The organism is Shewanella electrodiphila (genome assembly GCF_023283985.1).
Taxonomy (GTDB): domain Bacteria; phylum Pseudomonadota; class Gammaproteobacteria; order Enterobacterales; family Shewanellaceae; genus Shewanella; species Shewanella electrodiphila.
On record NZ_JAKIKU010000006.1, the window covers coordinates 65645 to 78262 of the forward strand.

11 protein-coding genes are annotated in these 12618 nt (G+C 40.4%); 2 read left to right on the forward strand and 9 right to left on the reverse strand.

Going from position 1 to position 12618, the window contains the following annotated elements:
* Positions 1-119 precede the first annotated feature (119 nt).
* The 3 genes from prpC to L2737_RS12265 all read right to left on the reverse strand — a co-directional run bounded on the left by prpC (position 120) and on the right by L2737_RS12265 (position 3109).
* Positions 120-1244, reverse strand: a complete 1125-nt coding sequence (prpC, locus tag L2737_RS12255) for a bifunctional 2-methylcitrate synthase/citrate synthase (protein ID WP_248955898.1) — start codon at positions 1242-1244, stop codon at positions 120-122.
* Between the two features lie 191 nt (positions 1245-1435).
* Positions 1436-2314, reverse strand: coding sequence for a methylisocitrate lyase (prpB, locus tag L2737_RS12260; protein WP_229368396.1), 879 nt, complete (start codon positions 2312-2314; stop codon positions 1436-1438).
* A 120-nt stretch (positions 2315-2434) separates the two neighbouring features.
* Positions 2435-3109, reverse strand: coding sequence for a GntR family transcriptional regulator (locus L2737_RS12265; protein ID WP_248955899.1), 675 nt, complete (start codon positions 3107-3109; stop codon positions 2435-2437).
* Positions 3110-3355: 246 nt separating this feature from the next.
* On the opposite strand from L2737_RS12265, the gene L2737_RS12270 reads away from it, so the two are divergent.
* On the forward strand, positions 3356-4441 hold the full coding sequence (locus L2737_RS12270) for an acyltransferase family protein (protein WP_248955900.1): 1086 nt from the start codon (positions 3356-3358) through the stop codon (positions 4439-4441).
* A 318-nt stretch (positions 4442-4759) separates the two neighbouring features.
* Positions 4760-5761 (forward strand): D-alanine--D-alanine ligase, encoded by a 1002-nt coding sequence (locus L2737_RS12275; protein WP_248955901.1) that lies wholly within the window; start codon positions 4760-4762, stop codon positions 5759-5761.
* Here L2737_RS12275 and L2737_RS12280 read toward each other — a convergent pair.
* The 6 genes from L2737_RS12280 to napA form a co-directional block, all read right to left on the reverse strand.
* Positions 5758-6063 (reverse strand): hypothetical protein, encoded by a 306-nt coding sequence (locus tag L2737_RS12280; RefSeq protein WP_102528317.1) that lies wholly within the window; start codon positions 6061-6063, stop codon positions 5758-5760. The genes L2737_RS12275 and L2737_RS12280 overlap by 4 nt on opposite strands.
* Positions 6064-6297: 234 nt before the next feature.
* Positions 6298-7035 carry a substrate-binding periplasmic protein gene (locus L2737_RS12285; RefSeq protein WP_248955902.1) on the reverse strand — a complete coding sequence of 246 codons (738 nt, stop codon included), beginning with the start codon at positions 7033-7035 and terminating at the stop codon, positions 6298-6300.
* The gene (locus L2737_RS12290) at positions 7025-8863 is read right to left on the reverse strand and encodes an ABC transporter substrate-binding protein (RefSeq protein ID WP_248955903.1); all 1839 of its coding nucleotides are present in this window, start codon (positions 8861-8863) and stop codon (positions 7025-7027) included. The genes L2737_RS12285 and L2737_RS12290 overlap by 11 nt, the downstream gene beginning before the upstream one ends.
* A 173-nt stretch (positions 8864-9036) precedes the next feature.
* Positions 9037-9636 (reverse strand): cytochrome c3 family protein, encoded by a 600-nt coding sequence (locus L2737_RS12295; RefSeq protein ID WP_229368403.1) that lies wholly within the window; start codon positions 9634-9636, stop codon positions 9037-9039.
* 8 nt (positions 9637-9644) lie between these two features.
* A complete protein-coding gene (locus L2737_RS12300) occupies positions 9645-10115 on the reverse strand; it encodes a nitrate reductase cytochrome c-type subunit (protein WP_102528768.1) in 471 nt (156 codons plus the stop codon).
* A gap of 11 nt (positions 10116-10126) precedes the next feature.
* A complete protein-coding gene (napA, locus tag L2737_RS12305) occupies positions 10127-12616 on the reverse strand; it encodes a nitrate reductase catalytic subunit NapA (protein ID WP_229368468.1) in 2490 nt (829 codons plus the stop codon).
* Positions 12617-12618: the final 2 nt, after the last annotated feature.

Sequence of the window (12618 nt, forward strand, 5' to 3'; positions counted from 1 at the left end):
CATTGTTATTTGTTTTATGTAGGCAAATCTTAAGTGACAAAGCTGAGCTAAAGGTTAGCGAAAAGATTTGCTAAAAGACTGACGAAAAAGGCTAACGTAGTATCGTTAGCCTTTAAGGTTTATCTTTCGCTAATTGGCGTTACTGTACGAGGTTCAGCCCCGGTGTAATCAGCACTTGGTCTGATAATACGGTTATTAGTACGCTGCTCCATCACATGCGCAGCCCAGCCTGTTAAGCGTGAACAAACAAAAATAGGCGTAAATAACTTAGTTGGAATACCCATGAAGTGATACGCCGATGCATGGAAGAAATCTGCATTACAGAATAACTTTTTGCTATCCCACATGAACTCTTCACACGCAACAGAAATATCATAAAGGCTGGTATTGCCAAATTCATCTGCAAGCTTTTCAGACCAGGCTTTAATGATCACATTACGCGGATCTGAGGTGCGGTAAATCGCATGACCAAAGCCCATAATTTTTTCTTTACGCTCAAGCATGCCAGCCATTTGTGTTTTAGCATCGCTTGGTGAAGTAAATTTTTGAATCATATCCATAGCCGCTTCATTCGCGCCGCCATGAAGAGGTCCACGCAGGGTACCGATAGCACCCGTAATACAAGAGTACATGTCTGATAAAGTTGATGCACAAACACGAGCGGTAAAGGTAGAAGCATTAAATTCATGCTCAGCATATAGAATAAGTGACACGTCCATTACTTTACGATGCTGCTCAGAAGGCGTTTCACCGCGTAATAGCTTTAAGAAATGGCCACCAATTGAATCTTCATCGGTCACACAATCAATTTCTACGCCTTCATGGCTGAATTTATACCAGTAGCACATGATGGCAGGGAAAGCGGCAAGCAGACGATTGGCTGCTGTATTTTGCTCTGTAAAATCAACTTCTGGCTCAAGGTTACCTAGGAATGAACAACCCGTACGCATCACATCCATTGGGTGTGCATCTGCAGGAATACGCTGCAATACTTCTTTAAGCGCTTGCGGTAAATCACGCTGTGCTTTTAGGCCTGCTTTGTATGTTGCTAACTGGTCTAGGTTAGGTAATTCACCGTTAAATAATAAATATGCGACTTCCTCGAAGGTGGCATTTTCAGATAAATCAGCCACATCATAACCACAATACGTTAAACCAGAACCTGATTTACCCACTGTACATAATGCTGTTTCACCTGCGCTTTGACCGCGAAGGCCTGCGCCACTTAATTTCTTGTCTACCATAATGATGTCCTATTCTTTTATGTTCTATTTCTTATGATCAATTTCTTATGTTCTGAGCTTTGTAGGGGGCGGTTAAACCACACTATTTAACCTATCCATTTGCGAGTAACTTACCTTGTCCCAAAACAAGATTTGTGCATTTTTCATACAAACACACTCACAATTGGAGATATTTTATAAATAACTCATGTTTACTTGTTTTTGCCTTCAGCAAATAAGCTATCTAGCTTTTGCTCGTAATCGTGGTAACCCAAGTAATCGTACAAATCCATGCGGGTTTGCATCGTGTCGACAACGGCTTTTTGATCGCCATCTTTTAATATTGCGCTGTAAACATGTTCAGCGGCTTTATTCATCGCACGAAATGCACTTAATGGGTAAAGCACCATGTCAGCGCCCCACTCACCTAGCTGCTCTTTGTTCCAAAGTTCTGTTTGACCAAACTCAGTGATATTGGCCAAAATCGGCACATCTAATGCTTCAGAAAATGCACGATAATGTTCTTCAGTTTTAACCGCTTCAGCAAAAATGCCGTCAGCACCCGCTGCAACATAAGCTTTAGCACGAGCGATTGCAGCTTCTAAGCCTTCTTGAGCAAATGAGTCTGTACGTGCCATGATGAAAAAATCTGGGTCAATACGCGCATCAACTGCTGCTTTAATGCGATCGACCATTTCATCAGTTGACACGATTTCTTTATTCGGGCGATGACCGCAACGTTTTTGCGCCACTTGATCTTCCATGTGCACTGCTGCTGCGCCGGCTTTTTCCATATCGCGAATGGTTTTAGCGATATTGAAAGCACCGCCCCAACCAGTATCAATATCAACCATCAAAGGCAAATCACATGCTGATGTAATACGTTGTACATCAACAATGACATCATTGAGTGACGTCATTCCTAGATCTGGTAAACCGTATGATGCATTTGCTACGCCGCCACCCGAAAGATAAATGGCTTGATGACCAATTTGCTTTGCCATCATTGCTGAATAAGCATTGATAGTACCGACAATTTGTAATGGTTTATTGTCAGCTAGTGCTTGACGAAATTTTTTGCCTGCGCTCATGACTTCCCTCTCTTTTTTATGCTTTAAGCAGTATGAATTGCTAACTGGTTGATTATTCTTTTTACTATTTACTGTTCGTAATATATTTATTAATTGTTACTTTTAGTTGATAGCTACTTTCTAGTTGATAACTAATTTGGTTTCTAACTTGGTTTCGATATTTGCTTTCGAGTACATGATATGACGACGCATTAGCATTTCTGCCAGCTCTTCATCACGATTCGAAATCGCTTTAACGATATGTTTATGCTCATCAAATGCGGTTGTGACTCTTGGCCCCGCCATACCGAGTTGTACGCGATACATACGAATAAGGTGATACATACCTTCAAGAAGAACTGTAATGAGGTGCTTGTTTTTGCTGCCAATTATGATGCGGTAATGAAAATCGACATCACCCGCTTCTTGGTAATAGGACTCGCCTGTTTGAACTTCATCAAAATGACGGTTAAGTAATCCATTTAAATCTGCAATCTCAGACTCTGTCATATTCTTAGCAGCCAATCTTGCTGCCATGCCTTCTAAAGATTCTCGAACTTGATACAGTTCAATTAAGCCGTCAGGCGTTAACGCCACAACTCTAGCGCCAACATTAGCTTTACGTTCCACCAAATGGCATGACTCTAAGCGATTGATCGCCTCACGAATGATAGCTCTACTGACTTGGTACTTTGTCGACAGCTCAGTTTCACTAAGCTTTGAACCCGCTTGAATCTCACCTTCAACAATATCTTTGCGTAATTCAAAGAAAGTCTTATCTGCTGCAGTTATTGGCTGTTCGTTAAAGAATGTCATTGGAATATGATTGAACTCTACTTCGAATAATTGTCGACAATATAGGCTTATTAATGAGTATGGTCAATATAAAACCTGCACATTGTCGACAAAGGTCTAACGTGCACGTCAAGATTTCAATACATTTCGAGTGAGCATAAGAGGATTCAAACAAGCAAGGTTAATAGTTGTTATTTATTAACAATAAAAGCACAATGGAGTAACACTGATATTTCTAACTAAATAATAATAGAATCAAGGCTTAATATGTCAGATAGCGCTGAGTCACCAAGGGTAAATCCTGCTGAAAAAAAAGGCTTTTTAAACAGCATTAATCATTTTCGTGGTATAGCGATTATTTTTATCGTTATGGCTCATTGTTATAGGCCTGCAGGTTGGGAAGTTGAAACCCTTGCAGATAAAGCTTGGTTCAACTTAATGATGAATGGCACAGTATTTTTTGTGTTTATTTCTGGTTTTTTATTCCATCACGTGTTTTATCACCGTTGGGACTATAAAAAATACATGAAGAACAAAACCAAATTTGTCTTTTTACCATACATACTGTTATCGCTACCTTGGATATTCTGGCATTTGACGGTAGGTACTGATCCAGCGCTACATGTGATGTATGCCGACATTGAAAAGCCTGCAGTAGCAGCAAGCTGGTATGTCATCACAGGGAGGACCCTAACAGCTTACTGGTATATCCCAATGGGAATGATGTTATTTGCCCTTTCGCCATGGGTCATGCATTTAATTAAACGCCAGCACCTTCTGATAGTTGCTGTACCACTGTTTATTATTGCGATGTTAATTCACCGACCTGAATCAAACCTCAATGCGATACAATCACTTTTTTATTTTTTACCTGTTTATTTATTGGGTGTTTGGGGTTCAGCTCATCGAGACAAACTTTTCCCATTCATCGATAAGTACTGGGCAGTCATGCTGCTGTTAGCCATTGGATTAGCTGCTGCACAAGCTCATTGGTTTGGTGCTGGCACCCTTAATAAAGCGGCGCTAGAGTTCACTGTTCCGGATTTAATGTTGCCACAAAAAATGTTGCTCACATTTGTGATATTGGCCATTTTGAATAAGTTTGAACATATCAGTATTAAACCCCTACAAAAATTAGCAGAGGTCAGCTTTGCCATATATTTCATCCACCCTTGGATAACAACGCCTTGGTGGATGATATATAACAGTCCAGATATTTTCGGTTTTGAAGGAAGTGGCAACTTGCTTACGACATTAGTCGTTACGATGGGAGTAATAATCGTTTCATACTTTATCGCTACCGCTATTAAGACAATATTGAGCAAGAAAAGTCGCTATATTATCGGTTGGTAGCTGTCATCAATCGCAGTTTCATTACGTGTTTTAATCTAATAAAAAGCACCTATTAACGAGCATTTCATAAAAAGTATCTCGTAAAGACAGCTAGCGCAAAAACTAAGCCTTGTTATGAATAATAAGGCTTTTTATTTTACTCTTTGAAGCTCACTGAATCCCGTATAACAATTTATGACCCCTGTGTAAGAATTAATGACTGCGATTGTTGATTTGATAAGCAGTTATCTAAAACCTTGCTTGCACTAAACCTTCTCAGTTCATTATCATGAGTACACGACAAACCAGTTTTACACGGTCAACTTCTCTCGGGGCTTTATGACAATTATCAATGTACTTCTAATCTGCGGCGGCGGCAGCGCTGAACATGACGTTTCAGTATTGTCAGCAAACTATTTTGAATCGTCATTAGCTAAGTCAGATAGAATAAACCTACTTAGACTAGAGCTTGATGGTAACGGCCATTACTTTGATCAAGATGGTCACCGCTGCGAGTTAACGAGTCGCCGTGAAGTGCGTTTTGATGACCAAAACAAACCCGCTTGGCCTGTTGATTATGCTATTCCTTGTATTCATGGTTTCCCAGGTGAAACCGGTGATATTCAATCGTATTTTAATCTTATTCAACTGCCTTATTTTGGCTGTGAATCTGAAGCATCAAGCAACTGCTTTAATAAAATCACCGCCAAAATGTGGTTCACAGCGCTCGGTATTCCTAACACGTCATATATCTTCCTAAATGATATGAACCAAGATGCCATTGAGCAGACTCAAACGGCACTCAATGAGTGGGGTTCGGTATTTGTAAAAGCCGCATCTCAAGGTTCATCTGTTGGCTGCTACAAAGTGGATAATATCTCGCAAGTTGAGCAAGTTTTGAAAGACGCATTCAGTTTCGCTCCCTCAGTGGTGGTTGAAAAAACCATTGTTGCTCGAGAATTAGAAGTTGCGGTGTATGAGTATCAAGGAAAAGTGATTGCCACACTGCCAGGGGAAATTATTTGCGCCAGCAATACGTTTTACACTTTTGAAGAAAAGTATAATGCCAGTAGCAAAGCCAGAACCGATGTTGTAGCCCAAAACTTATCTAAAGAAGTGGCAGAGCAAATCAGAGAGTATGCGATTAAAGCATTTAAAGGGATGAAGCTCAGACATTTATCGAGAATTGATTTCTTTTTGACTGATAAAAATGAGATTTTGTTAAACGAAATTAATACCTTCCCTGGCTCTACTCCTATTTCAATGTTCCCCAAAATGCTCCAAAATCACGGTGAGGATTTTACCGCTTACCTTGTAGATAGCATCGAAAGTCAGCTTTAGCGCGACATATTAATAGAAATGATATTGGAAAATGTTTGCTGATGGCCAGCATTTTCTAATTCATCTCGCCAAGGGTTATCCTGCACTTTTACCATATAAAAATGCTGCCTGTATGTGTCTGTCACAAACGCAATACCGTGCTGCATCAACTCATAATGAATATCATTGATAAACACCAACGAGAAGCCTTGTCTTCCAGTTAATTGATTAATATCTTCTCTTGTTAAACTGACACCAGACTCTAATTGATCAAATTGCAGCTTAAGCCAATTAGCAAAATCTTTAGAACTCACCATAGACATAATACCCCTCCAAACAAAGCTCATATTGTTATCAGCGGATATCTCATCCGTTGAGAGCTGGCTGAATATGATAAGTATAGTTTGTTAAGGAAATTTTATACGAGACAATACTTTTTATAGACTAAACAGGAGTAGATCTAGCACTTTAGTACTGATTGCATTCCAATAAACCTGAGCGATTAGCGGATTGTTTTATCATTTCGTATGATATCAGTTCAGATGTCAGTCCATCCCTCATAACGAAGCTCCGTAGGCTAAATTGATTTTCGCCATAAAGCCATCTTGATACATTTCATTTAGTGCATTGACCAACGCCTGATGTTTAGATACATCTAAAGCCTCATTACACGCCATCGCCCGTAAAGATGTGTGGAATATAAGTTCAGGTTCACCTAATTGCATTTTTGATTGCGTCATTAATGCTTTAGCACTAATCAACTCTGCTGCCCAAAGGTCAATTCGGCTTCTATCAAGTTTCTTAATATTTAATCCATCTTCGTTTGTTAGCTGAACCTGATAACGAAACGAATCTAAATATTCACTAATACCACTGCCTAAATAAGTGCCAATAGACAAATGCTTAGCATCTTGAAGCGTTACCAAAGGGATTGATTTACTTTCCGCACTGAATAAACCATATCTTGAAATTAAAATAGGTCCAACCCAGCGATATTCACTTTCTATCTGTTGTGTGCGAACTATAGGTAACACACAGACATTTTGGTCTCTTGCGGTCATCGTTAAACCACGTTTAAGTGGGTTAAATATCACTTTGTATTCCATATTTGCACGAGTAAATAACTCATCAATGATGTCAATAATCATGCCTTGATGATGAGCATCAGTTTGCTCTGCAAAAGGTACGTGCTGATAGGTATATACAGTGATTTCAGAAGCAGATACAGAAGTGACAGCATTGATTGATAAATACCAAACACACAACAATAAATAAGCTAGCTTTTTACCAAGCATTTATTGCCTCCTCAAAAGGTAAGGTTTTTCCTTTTACTTCTTCTGGCATTAACTGCTTTGGCGAGCCAGGTTTATTTAACCAAATAGAAGGTTTTACCTGCTTATTCACTTTTGGCCCGCAAATTAAATCTTGATCTTGCAAACGAATTAAATGCTGATCTATTTGCGCAGCTAAAGCATTCATTCCATCAGTAACAGATAACTCACCTTCAATAATACGACTGATAGCTTGCCACCAATAACCAGCCATACCGGGATAGTCTGGTACATTGGTGCCTGTTGGTGTCCAAACATCCCTTGCATGGCTTCGATAAAACTCTACTAGCCCACCAAGATAAGGAGCTTGTTCAGTCATAATATCTGATGCGATGTCCGATTGACGTATTGGCGTTGCGCCGACTAACGTTTTCTTTAATGAAACCGTTTTAGACACAACAAACTGTGCATATAGCCAAGCTGCAATTTGATTTTCTTCTGGAGTGTGATTTAAAAAAGTCCAAGCACCAGTATCTTGATAACCTGATTTCATGCCTTTTTGCCAATACTTGCCTACAGGTGAAGGTGCAACACGCCACTTAGGGGTGCCATCATTATTCATCACCGATAAACCCTTTTTTGTGTAATCAGGCACAAAGGCGGTATACCAAAATATTTGTTGGGCAATATTGCCTTTGGCAGCCCAATCCCCAGACTCTGAGAACGTTAACTGTTTCGCTTCAGGAGGCGCGTATTTTATTAGCCACTCTTTATACTTCTCTATAGCATAAATCGCTGCTGGACTATTTAGTGCTCCACCTCGTTCAACACTAGCGCCCACTGGACGGCAATCTTCAACACGGATGCCCCACTCATCTACAGGAAGTCCATTAGGTAAGCCTTTGTCACCTACTCCAGCCATAGACAACCATGCATCCGAAATACGCCAACCTAAAGAAGGATCAGATTTAGCGTAATCCATATGACCATATACTTTGGTACCTGCGATTTCGCCAATATCATTGGTAAAAAAGTTGGCAATATCTTCATAGGCTTGCCAGTTCTGAGGAATTCCTAAGGGGTAACCATATTTTGATTCAAATCGCTTTTGATAATCTGAATTAGCAAACCAATCACTCCTATACCAATATAAGTTTGCAAACTGCTGATCAGGTAGTTGATAAATTTTCCCGTCAGGTCCTGTAGTAAAAGCAAGCCCAATGAAGTCGCTTAAATCGAGCGTTGGTAAGGTGAAATCTTTTGCGTGATGATTGATTAGATCAGTAATCGACATTACATGCTGCTGCCTAAAGTGACTGCCAATTAGATCACTATCACTGATATAAGCATCATAAAGTCGCTGACCTGTCATCAATTGAGCTGAAAACTTTTTAATCACATCATCTTCATTGGTCAACTCATGAATAACGTGAATACCTGTAATGTCGAAGAAAGCTTTAGCTAGCACATTGGCTTCGTATTGATGAGTATTTATTCGCTCCGACACCACCCGAATTTCCATTCCCTTAAAAGCTTGTGCTTTATGCTGAAACCACAGCATCTCTTTTTTCTGTTCAGCTAAAGATAAAGTAGATGGTTGAAATTCAGATTTTAGCCATTGAAGCTGCTGAGGGTTAAGCTGCTGTTCATAGGTATCTTGTTGAGTATGGTCAAGCTGCGAGTTTACGAGAAGTTTGCCTTGAGGATCAGCTTTATCAAATATTTGAGGTTCGACAGCGCTAACAGTAGTAGCGACAACAGCCGTACTAAGCGTGACTGAGACTACAACTCTCAGTAAGACTTTAGTGATGATTACAATACTAGTGTTCAATAATGGTATCAATTTCTGCATGCATCCTGCTTCAGTGTTCGATTCAAGATAAGTTAGCCAAATTAAGTCTTTATTACTACTGAATTATTTATCTATTTAATATAGCCCTATATGTATGAAAAAGGCCAGCTAATGCTGGCCTTTTATTGTTAATTTAAAATCTAGTTAAGATAAAATTTAAACGTTAAATATAATTAAAAACCTTCTACGCCAGCCATGTCAGGTAATTGATGTGCAATACCTTTATGACAATCAATACAGGTTTTCTCACCACTGGCGAGTGAAGTTGAATGCATTTGTGATGCACGTTTAGATTGACGCGTAAAATCCATGTAGTCGAAGTTATGACAATTACGACACTCTAATGAATCATTCGCTTTTAATCTATTCCACTCATTCTCGGCCAGGTGGCGACGTTTAGCTTCAAACTTTTCACGAGTATTAATGGTGCCAAATACCTTACCCCAAACCTCTTTAGAAGCTTGCATTTTACGGGCAATTTTATCAGTCCAGTTATGGGGAACATGACAATCAGGACACGTAGCGCGCACACCACTTCGGTTAGTGAAATGAATGGTCGTTTTCAACTCTTCGTAAACGTTATTTTCCATCTCATGGCAACCAATACAAAACTGTTCTTGGTTAGTTACTTCTAAGGCAGTGTTAAAGCCCCCCCAGAAAATCACACCAGCAACAAAGCCACCAAGAGTTAGAAAACCTAGACTGTAGTGAACACTTGGACGATTAAGTACCTTCCAAATTAACTTCAGGTTTTCTAGTAATTTTGAAATCATAAACGCTCCTAGTGCTCAGTTGTTGAAGAATGTTTCATTAACTCTTTAACATCAACGAAATCATTCTCGACAAGTATCTTGGCATCTAATTGAGATACATGGCATTGAGTACAGTAATAACGACGCGGCGATAAAGATGCCAAGAAGTTATTTTCTCTATCCATATAATGCGTCACACTCACCATAGGTGCTTGTGAGTGCCCAGTACTATTACGCGCATGGCACTGCATACATTTGTTTACTTTCAAATCAATCTGGTAACCATCAATGCGATGCGGAATAACCGGTGGTTGCATTGGATAATTGCGCACCTGTTTTACGTCAGAGTTAATCACCTTTTGCATCGCTGGCGGTGTTGGCTCAACTTCAATTGGTGCTAAACGCAACGTGGCAATTTTTTCTTCAGGTACTGATGCAGCCATCAAACTAAAAGAGAAGCCCAATAACGCAATCATTGATAAAATTTTACCTGCTTTCATGGTCGTTCTCCTTAGGCTTTGACAATCTTAACCGCACACTTTTTAAAGTCAGTTTGTTTCGACAATGGATCTGTCGCATCAAGTGTGACTTTATTAATCAGCTGGCTAGCATCAAACCATGGTACGAAAACCAATCCAACAGGTGGCTTGTTACGTCCTCTAGTTTCAACGCGGGTTTTAATCTCACCACGACGTGAAATGACTTTAACTTCATCACCTCGACGTAAACCACGCTTTTTAGCATCATCTGGATGCATGAAACACACAGCATCAGGGAAGGCTTTATAAAGCTCAGGAACACGTTGAGTCATTGAACCTGAGTGCCAATGTTCTAATACGCGCCCTGTGGATAACCAAATATCAAATTCTTCATCTGGCATTTCAGGCGCTGGCTCATATGGCAAGGCAAAAATCACTGCTTTTCCATCTGGCTTACCGTAGAACTCGAATCCTTTACCGGCTTTAACATAAGGATCAGCACCTTCTCGGAAACGCCATTTAGTTTCTTTACCATCAACCACAGGCCAGCGAAGACCATGCTCAGTATGATAGCGATCAAAGTCAGCTAAATCATGACCATGACCACGGCCAAATTCAGCATATTCTTCAAATAACCCTTTTTGGACATAGAAGCCAAAGTGCTTAGCTTCGTTATTCATAAACTTAGGATCAGTGTCACTTAACGGGAATTTCTCTACGTTGCCATTTTGGTAAAGGACTTCAAATAACGTTTTTCCTTTAAACTCAGGGTTAGCATCAAGCACATCTTTTGACCACACTTCGTCAGTGGTAAAACGCTTAGAAAATTCCATCAACTGCCATAAGTCAGACATTGACTCGCCTGGAGCTTGAACCATTTGATGCCAGAACTGAGTACGACGTTCTGCGTTACCGTATGCCCCTTCTTTCTCTACCCACATGGCAGAAGGAAGAATCAAATCGCCCGCTTGAGTCGTGACTGTTGGGTATGCATCTGACACCACAATGAAGTTATCAGGGTTACGGTAGCCCGGTAAGCCTTCTTCATTCATGTTCGCAGCAGCCTGCATATTGTTATTCACTTGCACCCAATAACAGTTTAAATCTCCATCTTTAAGACGTCGATTTTGCTCAACAGCATGGTAGCCCGGTTTAGGTGGGATAATACCACTTGGAATATTCCAAATATCTTCTGCAAGCTTACGGTGCTTAGGATTAGTCACAACCATATCTGCAGGTAAACGATGTGAGAATGTACCCACTTCACGAGCAGTACCACATGCAGAAGGCTGACCGGTTAACGAGAAAGGACTGTTACCAGGAGTCGAAATCTTACCGACTAACAAGTGAATGTTATAAATCAGGTTGTTACACCACACACCACGTGTGTGCTGATTAAAGCCCATGGTCCAAAATGAAGTGACTTTCTTCTTCGGATCAGCGTATAACTCAGCAAGTTCAATCAGTTTATGCTCTGGCACACCCGATAATTTACTGACACTTTCAACATCGTAATCAGCAACAAACTTTTTGAATTCTTCAAAATCGATTGGGGTTGAATCACCAGCAGTATCAACATTCTTGGCTTTTTTCTGCAACGGGTGTGATGCACGTAAACCGTAACCAATATCCGTTTCGCCTTTACGGAAATTAACATGCTTACTGATAAAGTCTTTATCGACTTTGTCATTTTGAATAATGTAATTCGCAATAAAGTTAAGCATTGCTAAATCTGTTTGCGGGGTAAATACAATCGGTAAATCAGCCAAATCAAATGAACGATGTTGGAAGGTCGACAGTACTGCCACTTTTACATGTGGTGCACTTAAACGGCGGTCAGTCACGCGAGTCCAAAGAATGGGATGCATTTCAGCCATGTTTGAGCCCCATAATACAAATGCGTCAGCCGCTTCCATATCATCGTAACAGCCCATTGGCTCATCAATACCAAAGGTACGCATGAACCCACCTACCGCTGATGCCATACAGTGACGCGCATTAGGGTCAATATTATTTGAACCAAAACCCGCCTTCATCAGCTTAACAGCTGCATAACCTTCCCAAACGGTCCATTGGCCCGAACCAAACATACCTACTGCAGTCGGCCCTTTAGCTTTAATGGTCTTTTTCCATTTTTCAGCCATGGTGTCGAACGCCATATCCCAGCTAACTGGGGTAAATTCACCATTTTTGTCGTATTTGCCGTCAGTCATACGTAACATCGGGGTTTGCAGGCGATCACGGCCGTACATAATTTTTGAAAGGAAGTAACCTTTGACACAGTTAAGGCCTTTGTTAACTTCACTTTTTGCATCGCCATGAGTAGCAACCACTTTACCGTCTCTGGTGGCTACGATAACTGAACAGCCCGTACCACAAAAACGACAAGGCGCTTTATTCCACTCTAATTTTGTCTGCTCTGAACTCGTAATCAGGTTACTTGCTGTTGCAGGTAATGCCATACCGGCTACGCCAGCTGCTGCTATAGCAGCATTGGCTTTCATAAATTCACGTCTGTTCATAC

Bases quoted from the DNA above. Each gene is read 5' to 3' on its own strand.
- L2737_RS12265 (WP_248955899.1), bottom strand. From the start codon at position 3,109: ATGACATTCTTTAACGAACAGCCAATAACTGCAGCAGATAAGACTTTC.
- L2737_RS12270 (WP_248955900.1), top strand. From the start codon at position 3,356: ATGTCAGATAGCGCTGAGTCACCAAGGGTAAATCCTGCTGAAAAAAAA.
- L2737_RS12295 (WP_229368403.1), bottom strand. From the start codon at position 9,636: ATGATTTCAAAATTACTAGAAAACCTGAAGTTAATTTGGAAGGTACTT.
- L2737_RS12300 (WP_102528768.1), bottom strand. From the start codon at position 10,115: ATGAAAGCAGGTAAAATTTTATCAATGATTGCGTTATTGGGCTTCTCT.
- prpC (WP_248955898.1), bottom strand. From the start codon at position 1,244: ATGGTAGACAAGAAATTAAGTGGCGCAGGCCTTCGCGGTCAAAGCGCA.
- L2737_RS12285 (WP_248955902.1), bottom strand. From the start codon at position 7,035: ATGCTTGGTAAAAAGCTAGCTTATTTATTGTTGTGTGTTTGGTATTTA.
- napA (WP_229368468.1), bottom strand. From the start codon at position 12,616: ATGAACAGACGTGAATTTATGAAAGCCAATGCTGCTATAGCAGCAGCT.
- prpB (WP_229368396.1), bottom strand. From the start codon at position 2,314: ATGAGCGCAGGCAAAAAATTTCGTCAAGCACTAGCTGACAATAAACCA.
- L2737_RS12290 (WP_248955903.1), bottom strand. From the start codon at position 8,863: ATGCAGAAATTGATACCATTATTGAACACTAGTATTGTAATCATCACT.
- L2737_RS12275 (WP_248955901.1), top strand. From the start codon at position 4,760: ATGACAATTATCAATGTACTTCTAATCTGCGGCGGCGGCAGCGCTGAA.
- L2737_RS12280 (WP_102528317.1), bottom strand. From the start codon at position 6,063: ATGTCTATGGTGAGTTCTAAAGATTTTGCTAATTGGCTTAAGCTGCAA.